The organism is Brakhagea slesvicensis (genome assembly GCF_052161625.1).
In the GTDB taxonomy this organism is placed as follows: domain Bacteria; phylum Planctomycetota; class Planctomycetia; order Pirellulales; family Pirellulaceae; genus JBKCUI01.
This window is the reverse complement of record NZ_CP197412.1, coordinates 3736442-3752457: the sequence shown is the minus strand read 5'-3', so window position 1 is coordinate 3752457 and position 16016 is coordinate 3736442. Positions and strand designations below refer to the sequence as shown.

The following is a 16016-nucleotide window of genomic DNA, read 5'->3' as shown; positions in this document are numbered from 1 at the left end:
TATGATCCAAGCAAACCATGGACTCCTGGTCATTCTCTCTCAGGGGCAAAGCCGAAGCCCCGAAAAGCGGGCTCTGGAAGAAGGAATCGCAGAGATGGCGGCTGGGCTCCCTAATACGGTAGCGCTCGTCGTGCCTCACCTTTACGACCTAGGGAACGACAGTGAGAGTTTGGCCCGAATACGTCAGTGGAATGGACCGCTCGTTATTCTGACGTGGCTGTTCGATCGAGCCGCCCACTGGATTCTCGATCGCATGGACGTTCGCGGTACGCCTGGAGAGGTCGAGTTGATCAACCCAGACGCGCGATTGGATGACGATGACGAGAAGGACGAAGACGAGGCCGCTGTCGATGAACGCGAGGAAGATCGCGTCGCAAAAACGCACCCCCGTCCGAATCGAAAGATCTACTCGATCGATTTACGAGCCAGCGATCGCGTCGATGCCTTTGAAACAGAGTTTCGCCGCATCCTGACGTTGGAGAACTGGACGTCTAAAGATGGTGGAGAGTCCAGCGAGGGACGTGAGACGCTGACTCTCGAGCGGTTCCTACATCCTACCAACTCGACCGCTTTGTCGACGGATAGGCTCGGGATGCTCGACGCCAACGCATCGAAATCCCCCCAGGCAACGCCGCCCGAAAATCTGCTTCCGATCGCTCACGAATCTCCCCTCGGGATCACTCCAATTCGGATCGATGAACATCCTGCGAGGCGATGGTATCCGGTCATCGACTACAGCCGTTGCACCAACTGTATGGAGTGTATCGACTTCTGCCTCTTCGGCGTGTACGGAGTGGATCGCGCGGAAACGATCCTCGTCGAGCAACCTGACAATTGCCGAAAGGGCTGCCCCGCTTGCTCCCGAGTCTGCCCAGAGAATGCGATTATTTTCCCCCAACATAAATCGCCAGCGATCGCCGGTGCCCCGGTGGAATCGGGTGGTGCGTTCAAGATCGATTTGTCGAAACTCTTCGGTGCACCGGATCGTAATGAAGATCCCGTAGCCGCTGCCGCGCGAGAACGGGACGAGCAGCTGATTCTCGCCGGACGTGCTGCCGTTGGTTCTGCGACTCTTCCAACCGATACCAAGCCGGCTACTTCGGCTCCAGCGATCGCGGAGAACGGTGGCGCGACCAAGTCTTCTCGAGACGCGCTCGATTCTTTGATCGATCAACTGGATAGCCTTGATCTCTAAAGAACTGGTCGAGATCGGACTTCCTCGGCGATGATGCCACGGTTTTTGCCTTCCACTCTGGTGCAGAGAAGGGTCAGCGTCCGGTCAGAGCTGGGATCGGTTCGCAGCTGTTTGCGAAGGGCGTCCAAGTCGATGTCGAACCCTCGGCTCTTTAGCTCCCAAGCCCTAACACCTACGGATCGGGAATAGGCCGCGAGCTTTTTACGATCCAACGTTGTGCACTCCAAGACCTTGAACCAGCGGACCAGCGGGTGCTCGACCGGTTCACTGGCTGTCAAGTATCCGTTCTCGAACAACATGGTGCACCCAAGTCTTTTTGCGAACGGGCTTGACACACCCCCTGCGCGGATGGCTGGATCGTAATCTCCGATATAACCTAAGAGCCCGAACTCCGATGCAGGGTGGAATTCACTCGCTTCGCATTCGGCATTCGCGAAGATCTCGTGGTGCCAAACTTCCCTGCTCATGGCGCTGATGACGATCGAGTCCTGAGGCCAGCGGTCTAGGTTCCAAAGCCATCGCTGCTGTCGAACCGATCGTTGACGGGACAGGAAACGAACGACGGGAGGTTGCCTGTCCCCTTCGTAGCGGGTCCCCGGTGCGACCTTGATCGAGATTCCACGGCATCGATCGATCATCGACTCCACATCTTTCCATTCGGGTGCAAACGCGTGCTGAAACGTCGAACGCTTCCCTACCGCGCGGCGATCTGGGTCGATATGAATCCAGCTGTCGCGTGAAAGCTTGATCGACTCGGCGCGGTCCAAAACGAATGTCAAATTCACGTCGTGCATCGCCGCATTGAGTGCAGCCAACTGGAGGGCGGTCGGGTCGCAGTCGCAGGCGATCACTTGTTTGCTGCGCCGTGCTAATGCGATTGCATCGGCACCTGCACCGCAGCAGAGGTCTGCAACGAATTCCCCTTCCGGAAAGTCTTGAGCCGATTCCGTAGCGCACCAATGATCGCTGGATTGCTCGAGGAGTTTACGAGTCCAAAACCAACGCTCTGGGTCGGGGAATTTGTCCTTCGCCGATGCTTGAAACGAACGTTGCAATCGAAAGAAATCCAGGCGCCTTCGGAGGGTGGCTCTGTCCGTACCTGCTGGAGCTGGGTGGAAAGTCGGGGACGCGAGAATCGAGTTCCAAATCGACTGCCCGGTTGCCGAAGTCCACCATTGGCAGTCCTCTGCCAATTCCTTTTCGAAAACCTCAAATGCGTACATTTTCAGCTGAGTGGCTTCGGAGTTTTCTTCAGATGCTCCCGCCAGTCTTTGAGAATCTGCTGCCGTGTCTCCTCGGTGGTTCCCTCGGGAAAGCCGACGGTGTCGGTCGTGAAGCCTCGCAGCGGGTGGGCGCGAAAGAGGGGGAAGAAAAGGTAGGGATTCTCGCGATGAAGGAGTATGCTCGTGATGAGGGCCAAGTCCCTGGCTTGAATGATGTAGTTCGCCGATCGAAATTCGTTCGGGTCTGGCGAGGCGATGCGTTGGAATTGGTTGATGACCGTGGCGTTTTCGATCCAACGCTCGGCAATGGGAATGTCTTGATCGGTCCCGAATTTCGCGAGCGCTTGCATGGCCAGCTCAAACGACTCCGCATCTTTGGTCGCGTCTTCTTGCGACAGATAATCGACAGCGACCTGCCGGGCCGCCGGTATTTCGCCATTGAAGCAGGTTAAGAAAACCATTCGCTTGTCGGTGGCGCGAACGGCGAATTTGGAATAGAGCGAGGATAGCGCGTTCGGTGTTTGTTTATTGAGTGACAAATAAGTCGCGAAGGGACTCCGGGAGAAAACGCGATGACTGGTTCGCTCCAAGCCAACATCCAGTTTGTCTTCGCAAAGGGCCACTAAGTAAGCCAGCGCGATGCCATCCTCGGAGGTCACTTCTCCCGCGATATCGAGTCGTTGGGAAATATTCCCGGCGACCAAGCTCGCTTGTTTGTAGGCCTCGTCGGCCGTTTCGATTTTGGTGTAGATGAGGGAGGGGAAGGGTTGCAGCAGTTGCAAGAACATCGCCTTGGTCTTCCGATCGGAGAAACCCGTTGCTTTGCTGAAACTGTGCCAGCCTTGGAATTCGTGATTCGGGCTAAGCTCTCTGGAGCGAAGGAATTCTCGCGTGATCCTTTGCTTTCGCTCCTCCTTCCGTTTGGCAACGATTCCGCTCAGCCGGGCTTTGGCTTCCGGGGAGCGCAGCGACTCGAGGGCTTTATCAAGATCCGAAAGGTATTCCTCGCCGAGAGCAGCAATCGCTTCGGTCGCATCTTCGCGTGTCTGAAATCGAGGTGCCGACAGGCCTTCGATCCACTGCGCCAGTCGGGCCCGCTCTTCATCGCTCCGATTCTCGGCGTCCTCACGCGGGGGAACGACCAGGCCAAGCTGTTCCGATGGGGCGGCTCCATCCTTTTCCGACTGAGCTCGGCCAGAATCGATCGATGAGAAAAAGAACGCCATCCCAAGCAATCCGACGGACCAGCCTCGCGCCCGCCTCCGGCGATCGACAACCCGCCTCCGGCGATCGATAGCCCTTCCCCATCGATCGATAAGGAGTGTCGTCAAAGCGTTGGGGCCGTCGATCATGGAATGGTAGAAACCTTAGTGCGTTCGGGATTGGCCTCGGCAGATCGTTTTGCACTCGATGCAGAAACGCCGTCCAAGTGTAAGGATAGGGACTTTCTTGCTCGAATGCCACCTGCCAAAGGGACCTTGCGCGATTTCGCTAAGTGGTAAAGTCTGCGCGCAGCAGGCTCGACGCGCGAACTTCTCCGCGCGGCCCGCAACAAAACTTCTTGCCCCCCTCGTCCGAGCGAGGTAGACTAGTGATGTTTTCAGGGATTTGCGGCCGCTTGCAGCCTCACTGCTAAAAAGCCACTGTTGTTCGCCAAACGCTCTTTTGAGGTCGGACTACAGCGTTCTTACCCGCGGGTGCCTGGAGTGATTTCTTGCCAGGGCCTTCGTCCCACCCGGACGCCTGCTTCTTCGCGGAGAGTCGCTCTCAGACACCAAGTTGTTGTAGGTCTGTTTTCTCGGGAAACACTTCCATGGGTCTGGTTCGTTGCTTGTTTGATCGAGCAAGGCATGGTTCTTCCAAAAGGGTGCTCCGTTCATGAATGCTGAATCCGCGTTGTCGTCGAAAGAGAAAGACCCCTCCCTCAACCCTTCCTCCAGTTCCGATACCAATAGCATGAATTTCGAACCCACCGCGCGGCGAGCAGGATTCAGTACCACCAGTGTTCATGCCGGCGAGGCCCGTCAGAAGCCCAATGATGCGATCACCGACTCGATCTGCTGTTCCAGCACCTACACCTTTGAGTCAACCCAAAGCATCCTCGACTACATCACAGAGAAGCAGGATCGAGAGGAATATGGTCGTTACGGAAATCCGAACGAGAAAGTGGTCGAGCGAAAGTTGGCGGCTCTCGATCATGCAGAGGACGCCATCATATATTCCAGCGGGATGGCAGCGATTGTCGGACTGCTGATGACGAAACTCAGTTCCGGCGACGAGATTGTCTTCTTTGACCAATGCTATCACCGAAGTCGCGAGTTTTGCGCCAAACACTTGTCACGGTTCGGCGTCATCACCCGGCAAGTCAAAACGGGGGACTATGCTGCCATGGAAGCCGCCATCAATGAGCGGACCAAAATGATTGTCAGCGAGTCGCCGACCAACCCTCACTTGAGCTGTATCGATCTGGAACAATTCGTTGCGATTGGAAAGGCGCATGAAGTGGAAACGTTGATCGATGCGACCCTTGCAACCCCCTACAACCTGCAACCGATCGACTATGGAGTCGACTATGTTTGGCACTCCGCGACGAAGTACATGGGGGGCCATAACGATTTGCTCGCCGGCGTCATTTGCGGCAGCAAAGAGAAACTGGAAGATGTTCGAAAGCTTCGGGGGATCCTGGGAGGGATCAATTCTCCGCACAATATGTATTTGCTGGAACGGGGCTTGAAGACGTTTGCATTGCGAATGGAACGGCACAACGAAAACGGAATGCGAATCGCGCAGTTCCTAGCCGACCACCCTCGCATCGAACACGTTTATTATCCCGGCCTCGAATCACATCCCACGCACGAAGTCGCGAAGAGAACGATGCGCGGTTTCGGCGGATTGATCACGTTTTTGGTCAAGGGTGCGGATTGGAAAGAAACGGGTGCCGTCATCGACGCTTGCCGAATCCCTCGCATCGCGCCGAGTTTGGGAGGGGTGGAGTCATTGATCGAGCAACCGCTTGTCATGAGCTACTTCGACTACAAACCGGAGGAGCGCGCCAAATTCGGGATCGCGGACAACATGATCCGAATGGCATGTGGCATCGAAGACGCAGACGATTTGATCGCAGACTTGAAACAAGCATTAGAATTATGAAATTTCGTACACGGGCAATCCATGTTGGCTGCGAACCGGACCCGGCTACCGGCGCGGTCGTACCACCTATTTATCTAGCCACCACTTACGTGCAACCCGGCGCGGGGACTTGGGGAGCCTTTGATTACTCCCGAAGCGGTTCACCGACCCGAGCGGGTGTCGAACGCACGCTCGCGGATTTAGAGGGAGGCTGCGGAGCGCTCGCATTTTCGTCCGGCATGGCAGCCATCCATGGCGCGACGATGCTGCTTCGCAGCGGAGATCATATCGTCGCGGGCAGCGATATTTACGGCGGAGCGTACCGATTGCTCCACAAGATTTGCAACCGAGCTGGCATCACCGTTTCACTCACTCCTGTGAACGACTTGAAGCAGTTCGAAGCAGCGATGCAGCCCAACACGAAGATGGTTTGGGTCGAGAGCATCGGCAACCCCTTGATGTCGGTCCCCGATTTACCCGCGATTGCCGAGATCGCGCACCGACATGGTGCTTGGTTGGGTGTCGATAGCACATTCACCTCGCCAGCCATCCTGCGACCGCTTGAACTCGGAGCCGACATCGTCATGCACTCGGCGACGAAGTATCTTGGGGGTCACAGCGATTGTTTAGCCGGAGTGTTGGCGACCAAGGACCCGGAGTTGCATAAAGAGCTTTACTTCATTCAAAATGCAACCGGAGCGGTTCTCGCTGGTCTGGAATGTTTCCTGCTTCAACGCGGGATCAAGACCTTGGACCTCCGCATGAAAGAGCAATCCCGAGCGGCGCTGGAAATCGCGCAATGGCTCGAAACCCATCCGCTGGTCAGCAGGGTCCTTTACCCTGGACTGGAAAGCCACCCGCAACACGATTTGGCAAAACGGCTGATGGGAGATCGCTTTGGCGCTGTCGTCTCTTTTGAGATTCGCGGCGATTTCGCTCAGACAAAGAAAGTATGTGAATCGACCAAGCTCTTTGGGCTCGCCGTGAGCCTTGGGGCCGTGGAGTCGCTGATCGAGCAACCCGCCTCGATGTCGCATGCCAGCTACGATGCGGCCGCTCGTGCCAAGTTCGGAATCGTCGACTCCCTCATCCGAATTTCGGTAGGGCTCGAAGACATCGAAGACCTCAAGGCAGACATCGATCACGCCCTCCACATCGCGTGCACTTGATCAAGATTCGGAAGGCCAAGAACATCACCCGTTAGCTAGTCGATGGGGCGATGAAGGTTCTTGCGGTGCTGGGACCTCCCAGCCCGCAGTCCCAGCTAGATAGACGTTCGCGTGTGGGAGATTGGAGCGGGCTGTTTCTCGCCAAGGCGCTACGGCGCAAAGAAAAGAAGCGAGGCGGGGGTCATTTCCAGTACGCACGTTCACACCTTGGTTCGCAGCCGTCTGTAGAAAAGTGATCCACCAGCCGAAGCCAACAACATTAGAAAGCACGAAGGTTCAGGCACGGAGGTGACATTCAAGCCTACGTTATCAAGCCAAGCCGATTGCGTTGCGACGCTTGAATTGGTATCCGGATGGTCAGCCTGAATATGTAGGTCTACAAGACTGTTCACGACCGACAAAACCGTATTGTAGTCAATGATAATATTTGGATCGCCAAACCGATTCCGCCATTCTCGATTGATGTCGAGCAGGTCAACTTCATAAGATCTCAATCCAGCATCCGATAAAGGCATTGGTCCAGCATTTGTGTATAGAAACATGCCATTGCCAAACAAATACAACTTGGTCCCTGGAACAGGAGCAGTGGTACCGCCGTCTGCGTCGGTGGCTAAATCATATGAAATCCGCTTTTGATGAGAGCCGTTGATCGCTTCAACAAAAGTTTGCGGCGCAACAAATGTCTCAGTCCAACTCCAATTCGCCTGCTCCTTAAAACGCAGTCCTCCGGAAAAGTCAGTACCACCACCTGACTCCCATAAAAGGCCATCAACGTTTTGGAAACGAAATTGAACTACATCGTGTGAAGAAACCGTCCATCCGAAACGATTGTTAGGGTCTTCGAAATCAAAAAACGAAACCATATCCGCTTTCGATTCCGTAGCAAAAAAAATCGTGACGCAGGATACAAGAAGACTTCGTACGTAGCTTTGCATTTTATCTCCAAACAATCAAAGTGGCGAACAGCGGCGATAACCAATGCCGCCAGGTTTGAGCTAGATGGAACTAACACGCCATCGCGGCGGCTTTGGTTCTCAGCTTGCTATTCGGCGTTCCGTTTTCACTCATTCTACCACACAAGACGCATGGATTCTTCGTCCAAGATTTGATCCCTAGTATGATTTCCTACATAGTCGCTCCGCTCGACTTGCATATTATTTCGGATTGGAAGACACCTATCTTTTCGTCATCACGATGCGAGGCAATATCGAATGGGTGCGGCTTCTTGTTATGTGTCGTGCGCGAAGGATGGCATCAGGATTCGCTTTGACAAATGCGAATCGCGTGCGGGCGAGATTTTGACGGGGGCGTGGATAACCATCTTTCGTCCCTACCGGGACTAAAGCCAAGAGTCGATCGAAGGTACCCATTCTTTGGTGGTTCGAAGATGGATTAACCGCGATCTCCGCGATGAATCGTTTTTAGGCTAAAATGCGCCAATGATTTCGAAAAGTTCGTTCGCCAGGGGCTCTTCGGAGAGTCCAACGGATGCCCCCCACGATTCCATTCTTGAAATCAAAACTTTTCCGGGTCCGGGGGCGTTTCCTTATACGGATCGGATCCTTGCCCAACGGCCCAAACATTGGGCGTTCGAACACCGGGGCGAATTTCTCCTGTTGGGATGATGTAGGTCCCTTGCCACCAAACGGTTGTCGTCGTGACAGGGGCGACGGGAGATTCTTCCCCAATGCTCCACTGACGATTCTCGATGTCAAAGACATACGCCAAGCCAGTAAAGCCCGGGTGATCGTTCGAAGGAGCGAGAGAAGCACGCGAACCGGTGTCCCCTCCCAAGATGCGCAGAACTCCTTGCTGCACCCAAGCCGGCGAAGGGGATGCTGCGAGGGGCGTCGGCATGTCGGGAATCTGCTCCCAACCCCGTTGCGGTGAATAAATAAAAGCGTCCTGCAAATAGCGCCGGACCGGCTTTCCTTTCGCATCCGCTGACAAGGCGACCCCTCCCGCGAGGAGGACACTGTCGTGGATCACAGCTGCTGTGGCGAGCATCCGAGGAGCCCCGGGCCAACTCGGAAGCGATTCCCATCCCCAATCGGTCGAACCATTCGTCGTCGCAAACGCTTCCAGTGTTTTGCGGTCCCAACGCAATCGGAGAAAGGCCGACGAAGACTGCGTGGCATCCGGTGTCTCGCTTCCACCCATCACATACAGATACCCGCCGGCTTCCACTCCGCACATATTGGCGAGGGACTTGGGTAACGATGGAAGCTGGATCTCTTCCAAGGTGGTGCGATCGGAACTTCTATCGCGTCGCAAGAGAAATACGGCATCGCGGTGCCTTTGGGCGTTGCTTCCACCGATGCATACCATCCCCTCCACGGTCGTGATGGAAACACCATACCCAAGTTCTTCGCGGTAGTCTTCTAATGACACCCACGATGCATCCCGATTCGCTAAGCGATACCGTTTGCGGCTCCATTGTTTGATCCCACCCTCCCACGGCGGAGCTGTCGGGAAATTCGCACCCCCGAGGACAATAAGTTCATCCTCGATGAGCCCGACGAACGCACCGGCGAATCCATGTGGATCGGGTAACGGGGGCAGCTTCTGCCAATCCATCTGTCCTTGCGATGCTCCGTAGAATAGCAATCCCATTCCAATTGCGATCCCAAGAGTATCGATCCCACACGCGCGAGCTCGTTGAAGAACGAAACAAAACGTTGCACCCATTTAATCGTCCTCGCGGGTACACTCTTCCAATAAATGCATAAGGCTATGCCATGGCTTGCCGCTGCTGCTCGACAAACTGATCGCGCATGATCTTGCATTGGTGTACCCCACGGAGCAACCCGCCTGTTCCATGTTGGGGCCTACCATGGCACCCGCGCTGAGTATCAAGCCCGGTACTTCGAAACCGCGGTCTCCTCCCATGCCGCAGCAGCGGCCTTCGTGCGGCTGAATCACGTGGTCGGAACAGGCTGAAGCCACCGCGAGCATGGGGGCATCAAGCCCGCTCTTTTGGTTAGAACAGACCGAATGGATAGCGATCGGTTCGGTTATTTTGTGAATTCGGAGATGAGGCAGCATCGTCTCGGCAAACTCAACAGAATCGAGAATTCGCAAGCGTTGCAATCTTTCTTTTCTCACAGGATCGAGATCGTGCATCCCTGCCTTCAAAAAAGTCGTGCAGGAACCAAGGTCGAGGATGATGGGTCGCTCGCCACGCCCCGACCATTCCCACATGGAATCGATCCACTCCGCTTGTTTGGCGAGCGCCGGTTCGATGAACCCCTTCGACGCGAACGCTTGCCCACAACAAAGTCCTTGCATGCCCGATGGAATATGAATCTTCGCGTTGGCTCTCTCAGCGACTTGGACGAGCGGTGCTATGGTTCCCCCGAACATGCGGGACATGCAAGTAGGCATATAGATCCATTCCGCGGTCTCGGCGTCGCTGAGTCGCGAACGGTAGGCGGGATCCCAATCTTGCGAAATCCCAGCGTGCCACTGCGGAAAACCTGGCAAAACATAAGCGATCCAGGAGGTGAACGATTTCAGCAATTCATCGCCTAGAAAAAAACTAGTTGCTGCACCGGTGGCAATGGCGCTCGATGCAAGCCCTTCAGCGATTCCAAAGTTCTTCGCGACCGATTTGGCGACGTCCCGTTCTAAAGACGTTTTCGATTCGGATCGCAGCTGCTTGATCAAATCGCCGGTGTTGATGGCTACCGGGCAATCGAGGGCGCACAGGCCATCGGTCGCGCAAGTCGCTTTTCCAGCGAACTCGTAGTCTCGATCCAATTGCTTGGCGAGCTCATTTTGTCCTGCAGCTAGCATACGAGCTCGTGCACGGCGGAGAACGATGCGTTGTCTGGGAGAAAGGGTGAAATCGCGGCTGGGGCATCGCGGTTCGCAGGCTCCGCATTCGATGCATTTGTCGACGACATCTTCTACGACGGGCAAGTCTTTGATGTGATCCAGATGAATCGTCGCTTTGCTCGAGAGAATCACGTCGGGATTGAGGAGCCCATGGGGATCGACGGCTCGTTTCAGCCTCCGCATGATCTCGACCGCTTCGGTTCCCCATTCGGTTTCGACGAACGGCGCCATGTTGCGGCCCGTACCATGTTCCGCTTTGAGTGCGCCATCGAAGCGATGGACGACGAGATCGACCATTTCATCGATGAATCGAGAGTACTGATCGATGTCCTTCTGCCCATTCATGGCCTGCGAGATGACGAAGTGCAGATTCCCGTCGCGAGCGTGTCCAAAGATAATGCCATTGGAGTACTGATGCTTGGCAAAGAGCCCTTGCAGGGACTCGATCGCTTCCCCCAATCGCTCAAGCGGGAAGGTGACATCCTCCAAGATGGCTGCTTCACCACGTCCGCGGACCGCAGCCACCGCCGGATACATTCCCTTGCGGAGCTTCCACAAATTGGCTTGCTCCTTTTTGTTCCGAGTGAATGGAACGGAAGACAGGGAACGCATGCTCGGTGCACACTGCGAGTTGAATCGTTCCAGTTTGTCCGAAAGAGCATCCGCATCGGGCGCTTGGAACTCGAACAGCAATCCCATCAGCTGCTGATGCTCTCGCAGCCTGTCGGAAAGACCATCTGGGACTCCTTCCAAATTTCGAATCGATTCAAGGGATGCTCGGTCCATGAATTCGACCGCGTCGCATTGGACCTCGATCAAATCGGGGATGATCCCGCAGGCCGCATGCGCATCGGCAAAGAAGGCGAGCGCGGTGGCTTTTTCAGGATGGTCAGGGAGTGTTCGCAGCACCGCTTCGGAAATGAAGGCCAGGGTCCCTTCCCCGCCGATCAGCAAATGCGAGAGGATATCCAAGGGCCGTTCGTAGTCGACCAATGCGTTCAACGAATAGCCAACGGTGTTCTTTTGCAGATACTTTCTTCGGATCTTTTCGTGCAAGTCGCTGTTGGCGAGTACCGCATGGCGCAGGGTCCGCAACTCGGATGCGAGACGGCTTTGCTCTTTTTCAAAACGATCCGCTTCGTGTTCAAGAGCCGTATCCCATACGGATCCATCCGGGAGAATGAATCGGATCGATTCGACGGTGTGATAAGCATTGTTCGCAACGCCACAACACATGCCGCTGGAGTTGTTGGAGAGGATCCCCCCCATCATCGCAGATCCGATAGAGGATGGATCGGGGCCAAGCTTTCGACCGAACGGACGCAGTTTCGCATTCACCAGACCTCCGATCGCTCCTCCTTGGACGCGCACCCGCGCGCCACCGTCGATGGGCTGAATGTTGCGCCAGTAACGTCCGATGTCGACAAGCCAACCATCGGTGACCGATTGACCGGAGAGGCTCGTCCCTCCGGCTCGGAATGTCACGGGGACTTGCTCCCGTTGGGAGGCGGAAAAGATTTGTTGAATCTCCGCTTCGCTTTCCGGCTGCAATACCGCCTGCGGGACGAGAAGGTAGGGGCCCGCGTCGTTAGCAAACGCATAACGCTGCCATAGCTCGGTCAAGGCATGGCGACATGGCAGAGGTCGAGAAGATGAATGGGACACAAGACGTTGGTGAGAAGCGTTATGGAGCACTAGAAGCCTTGCGTGCGAACGGGGATGGTGTAGAGGGAGTCCGATGCAGTGATGAAGAGAGTCTTGCGGTCCTTGCCACCGAAGCAGACGTTCGCTGTCCATCGTTCAGGAACCGCGATCACTTGAATCTTTTTCCCTTCGCTGCTGAAAACCGTGACACCTTCGCCCCCCGTTAGATAGACGTTTCCATCTCGATCGATGGTCATCCCGTCGGAGCCTTGCGAGCAAAAGAGTTTTCGATCGACCAGCGAGCCATCCTTCGCGATCGCGTATTGGTAAGTTTTTTTATCGCCAATATCGGCCACATAGAGCAGTCGTTTGGTGGCGTCTCCGACGATTCCATTGGGCTGGACCAGCGCATCGTCGACACGCGTGATGTTGTTGCCATCGCGATCGACCCGGTAGACGCAGCTTTTCGTTTGCGGTTTCTCTTTGTGTTCCCACCAAGGTCTCTGGTAGTAGGGGTCGGTGAAGTAGATGGTTCCATTCCCATCGATCCACAAATCGTTCGGACCATTGAGTTTTTTGCCTTCAAAATCTTTGAACAGGACTCGGTGTTTTCCGTCCGAGAGGATCTCCCACATCTCGTTCTTTTCATCCGCGCAGGCGATCAGTTTGTCATCTGCGGTGAAGAACATTCCATTACTGCGCCCTGCCGGCTTGAGAAACTCCGTCACCTTCCCCTCCAAATCCACTTTCATGATTCGGTCGTTGGGCTGGTCGGTGAAGTAAACGTTCCCATCTGCGTCGGCCGCCGGGCCCTCGGTAAACTTGAAGCCATCGGCGACTAACGTTACCTTGGCATCCGAAGAGAGCGTGACTGAATCCTGTCCCAGCAACCTCGCGGTGGAAAGATGCAGTCCGAACGAAACAAACCCGATCAGCATGGGGCAGGCAAGCCATTTCAGCGGCGACTTGCGGGCCGTAGGTTTTGTGAACAAGGTGCTCTTCTCCTTTATTGATGCGAGAACGTATTTCTTATGAACCGTCGATTATACTTGCCAAGCCTTTTGTCCGTAGCCATCTCGAGCGCTCTTCTGGCGACACCTTCGGGGGCGGATTGGCCGGAGTTTCGGGGCCCATTGCAAAACGGAGTCCTCCCCGCCATCGATCTGCCGTTGGAATGGAGTGAAGAAAAGAACGTTCGGTGGGTCGCGCAGACCAACGGGCTCGGTTGGTCCTCACCCGTCATCTCTGGGAACCGAATCTATGTGACGACGGCGATCCAGGACATTTCGTCGAAATCCCCCGATCCGCTCGCGGGAGCTCAGAAACTCGTGCTCGAATGCTACAACGCCGAGAACGGAGCAAGACTCTTCAGTAAAACGATCTTGGAGCAGCCCGAAGATGCTCCTTCGATCCACAAGAAGAATTCACATGCCAGCCCCACTCCCGTCTTGGAAGGGGAGCGACTCTACCTTCACTTTGGCCATCAAGGAACTGCATGCACCGACCTGGATGGCAATATCATTTGGACGAATCGCGATCACGTCTACCCTCCCACACACGGCAACGGGGGCTCGCCCATTTTGGTCCGGGATCTTCTCATCTTGACCTGCGATGGTGGGGATCAGCCCTATACGCTCGCCCTCGACAAAAAGACGGGCAAAGAAGTTTGGAAAACCCCTCGTGGGATCACATGCGACAAACCCTTCTCTTTCTGTACCCCGCAATGGATCGTCGTCAATGGAGTTGAACAAGTCGTTTCACCTGGTTCGAATATTGTTCAAAGTTTAGATCCGGCGACAGGAAAAGTCCTTTGGTATGTGACCTACGACGGTTTCTCGGTCATCCCCCGTCCGGTCTACCATCAAGGTCTCGTGTATATCAGCACGGGCTACATGACTCCGAAAATTCTCGCGATCGATCCAACCGGGTCCGGCAATGTTACCGAAACCCATTTGCGTTGGTCTTATCGCGGCGGCGCACCGAACACCCCATCATTTGTTCCCCACGAAGATGAGATATTGACGATCAGCGATTCGGGAATCGCCGCCTCCGTCGACGCCAAGACGGGGAAAGAGAATTGGAAGAAGCGAATCGGTGGAAACTATTCGGCATCGCTCATTCTTCTAGGGGATAAGCTCATCCTGCAAAGCGAGACCGGGGAATCGATTGTGTATCGAGTCGGCGACGCACTGGAGGAACTGCACCGCAATCAGCTTCCAGGCCGCATCTTCGCAACGTATGCCGTTTTAGGTAAAGATTGGATCATACGCACGGAGAAGGGACTGTATCGGATTGGTCAGTAACCCGATTCCCAGCGAACGTCGCGGCGATGCGACCATCGGAAAAACGAGCCGATGGTTTCTTTGCAGCAGTATAGGTCTCATGCTCTTCCTCGCTGTATCGTTAGCGGTCGCAGGGCTGGTATTGATGCGACGTGGCAAAACGCCCCGGACCGCGCTGGTGGCTGGGAACTCCATGGAGCCCACGCTGCTGGGACCTTCCTTGAAATGGCGCTGTTCGGAGTGCGGTTGGAATCATCGATTCGGACGCGATTCGGTCTTACTCGATTCCCCCTTCCGATGTCCGACATGCGGTTCTCTATCGAGCGAACCGATTGTATTGACGGATCATCCGATCCTGATATCTCCTTCATCCGAAACGACGGGCATGTCCGATCGAATCTCTTATTGGCCGCGGCGCCTCATGGCAGCCAAACGATCGAGCCGGAGTGAGTCAACGGACTTCGAAGGGTTGCAACGAGGGGACTTGGTTGTAATCCAATCACCCGATCAAACCTTGCGCGAGATCAAACGAGTGGTGGGATTCCCCAATGAACGAATCGAAATCCGGCAAGGGAACCTATGGGTCGACAACAGACCATGGAAAAAGTCGATCACGCAGCTCCTTCAGCAAGCTGTCCTCGTCCATGCCAACGATCCGGTCTCTTCCTTTCCAAAAGCGCCCGAGGGAGAGGTTTCTGCCGATGGTAGTTCTTCACTTTTGCAACACCGATGGACGGACGGTTCCCATTGGATCTCTGGACGAATTGCTCTGGGTAACCAAACTGCCGAGCTGTTCTTTCAAACAGCCGACGGTGGTTGGATCGATAACCGCTACATCGGGAACCTACATGACTCGCACGCCTTGGTCGCGGTCGAAGATATCGGAGTGGCCATCAAGCTGGATCGATGGAGCGAAGAGTGGGGGATGCGAGTCACCCTTCGATCCCCTGGCGTGGAATGGATGTCGACCGTCGATGTCTCCGGCAACGATTGGTCGATCTCCAGTCTTGGAGAAGAGTCCAGCGCAAATATCGCCGCTCCAGACTTCCAAAACAAATCTGCATGGCTCCTTTGGGCATGCGTCGATGGCGATGGAATTCTCTGTCTCAACCAACGGGAGTTGCTCCGCGTTTCCCTGGACGAAGTTCGCTCGTCGGGAATCGAGCCCTCCCCCCAGAACGAGGATGGGCTGGGGCAAGTTTCTCCTGTGGAGTTGCGTTGCCAATTCGGCGAACTGGAGCTTGGTCAAATACTAGTCTTTCGCGACACGCACTATCGCGGAGCGGGGGATGCTCCGGTGCAACGTTTTGAACATTCCGAGGGTTTGGTATTGCTTGGCGACAATGTAAGTCTCTCCAATGATTCGCGACAACGATGGGAGACGGGGCTCGAACTCACCGATATAGCCGGTGTTGTGGAATGGGATCGGAGCGGTCTCGAAAACCTTCTTCGGCAGCGGGAGTTGCTTCCGGAATTCGAGCCAACGAGGGCCGACACGATTGGGATAGAGTAGATGCCATCCCGTCGGCCATGAACG

At 55.3% G+C, this 16016-nt stretch carries 11 protein-coding genes; 5 read left to right on the top strand and 6 right to left on the bottom strand.

Annotated elements, in window-relative coordinates:
* Position 1: 1 nt before the first annotated feature.
* On the top strand, positions 2–1195 hold the full coding sequence (locus tag SH467x_RS14265) for a hypothetical protein (RefSeq protein WP_482367780.1): 1194 nt from the start codon (positions 2–4) through the stop codon (positions 1193–1195).
* On the opposite strand, the gene SH467x_RS14260 is transcribed toward SH467x_RS14265, so the two are convergent.
* The gene (locus tag SH467x_RS14260) at positions 1192–2418 is read right to left on the bottom strand and encodes a class I SAM-dependent methyltransferase (protein WP_482367779.1); all 1227 of its coding nucleotides are present in this window, start codon (positions 2416–2418) and stop codon (positions 1192–1194) included. The two genes, SH467x_RS14265 and SH467x_RS14260, sit on opposite strands and share 4 nt — an antisense overlap.
* 2 nt (positions 2419–2420) lie before the next feature.
* Positions 2421–3770, bottom strand: coding sequence for a hypothetical protein (locus SH467x_RS14255; protein WP_482367778.1), 1350 nt, complete (start codon positions 3768–3770; stop codon positions 2421–2423).
* A 604-nt stretch (positions 3771–4374) separates the two neighbouring features.
* Here SH467x_RS14255 and SH467x_RS14250 point away from each other — a divergent pair.
* On the top strand, positions 4375–5568 hold the full coding sequence (locus tag SH467x_RS14250; protein WP_482371375.1) for a trans-sulfuration enzyme family protein: 1194 nt from the start codon (positions 4375–4377) through the stop codon (positions 5566–5568).
* Positions 5565–6716 (top strand): trans-sulfuration enzyme family protein, encoded by a 1152-nt coding sequence (locus SH467x_RS14245; protein ID WP_482367777.1) that lies wholly within the window; start codon positions 5565–5567, stop codon positions 6714–6716. The genes SH467x_RS14250 and SH467x_RS14245 overlap by 4 nt, the downstream gene beginning before the upstream one ends.
* Before the next feature lie 200 nt (positions 6717–6916).
* Here the strand turns inward: SH467x_RS14245 and SH467x_RS14240 are convergent, their stop codons facing one another.
* The 4 genes from SH467x_RS14240 to SH467x_RS14225 form a co-directional block, all read right to left on the bottom strand.
* Positions 6917–7651 carry a laminin B domain-containing protein gene (locus SH467x_RS14240; RefSeq protein WP_482367776.1) on the bottom strand — a complete coding sequence of 245 codons (735 nt, stop codon included), beginning with the start codon at positions 7649–7651 and terminating at the stop codon, positions 6917–6919.
* Between the two features lie 580 nt (positions 7652–8231).
* Positions 8232–9329 carry a hypothetical protein gene (locus tag SH467x_RS14235; protein WP_482367775.1) on the bottom strand — a complete coding sequence of 366 codons (1098 nt, stop codon included), beginning with the start codon at positions 9327–9329 and terminating at the stop codon, positions 8232–8234.
* Positions 9330–9404: 75 nt separating this feature from the next.
* The gene (locus SH467x_RS14230) at positions 9405–12176 is read right to left on the bottom strand and encodes an FAD-binding and (Fe-S)-binding domain-containing protein (RefSeq protein WP_482367774.1); all 2772 of its coding nucleotides are present in this window, start codon (positions 12174–12176) and stop codon (positions 9405–9407) included.
* Positions 12177–12247: 71 nt separating this feature from the next.
* A complete protein-coding gene (locus SH467x_RS14225) occupies positions 12248–13189 on the bottom strand; it encodes an SMP-30/gluconolactonase/LRE family protein (protein ID WP_482367773.1) in 942 nt (313 codons plus the stop codon).
* Between the two features lie 39 nt (positions 13190–13228).
* Here SH467x_RS14225 and SH467x_RS14220 point away from each other — a divergent pair, with 39 nt between their 5' ends.
* Together SH467x_RS14220 and SH467x_RS14215 are read left to right on the top strand one after the other, a co-directional pair.
* A complete protein-coding gene (locus SH467x_RS14220; RefSeq protein WP_482367772.1) occupies positions 13229–14500 on the top strand; it encodes an outer membrane protein assembly factor BamB family protein in 1272 nt (423 codons plus the stop codon).
* A complete protein-coding gene (locus SH467x_RS14215; protein ID WP_482367771.1) occupies positions 14490–15992 on the top strand; it encodes a S26 family signal peptidase in 1503 nt (500 codons plus the stop codon). The genes SH467x_RS14220 and SH467x_RS14215 overlap by 11 nt, the downstream gene beginning before the upstream one ends.
* Positions 15993–16016: the final 24 nt, after the last annotated feature.

Coding starts and splice junctions, on each gene's coding strand:
- SH467x_RS14255 (WP_482367778.1), bottom strand. CDS start 3,770: ATGATCGACGGCCCCAACGCTTTGACGACACTCCTTATCGATCGATGG.
- SH467x_RS14250 (WP_482371375.1), top strand. CDS start 4,375: ATGAATTTCGAACCCACCGCGCGGCGAGCAGGATTCAGTACCACCAGT.
- SH467x_RS14240 (WP_482367776.1), bottom strand. CDS start 7,651: ATGCAAAGCTACGTACGAAGTCTTCTTGTATCCTGCGTCACGATTTTT.
- SH467x_RS14245 (WP_482367777.1), top strand. CDS start 5,565: ATGAAATTTCGTACACGGGCAATCCATGTTGGCTGCGAACCGGACCCG.
- SH467x_RS14235 (WP_482367775.1), bottom strand. CDS start 9,329: ATGGGATTGCTATTCTACGGAGCATCGCAAGGACAGATGGATTGGCAG.
- SH467x_RS14265 (WP_482367780.1), top strand. CDS start 2: ATGATCCAAGCAAACCATGGACTCCTGGTCATTCTCTCTCAGGGGCAA.
- SH467x_RS14220 (WP_482367772.1), top strand. CDS start 13,229: ATGAACCGTCGATTATACTTGCCAAGCCTTTTGTCCGTAGCCATCTCG.
- SH467x_RS14260 (WP_482367779.1), bottom strand. CDS start 2,418: ATGTACGCATTTGAGGTTTTCGAAAAGGAATTGGCAGAGGACTGCCAA.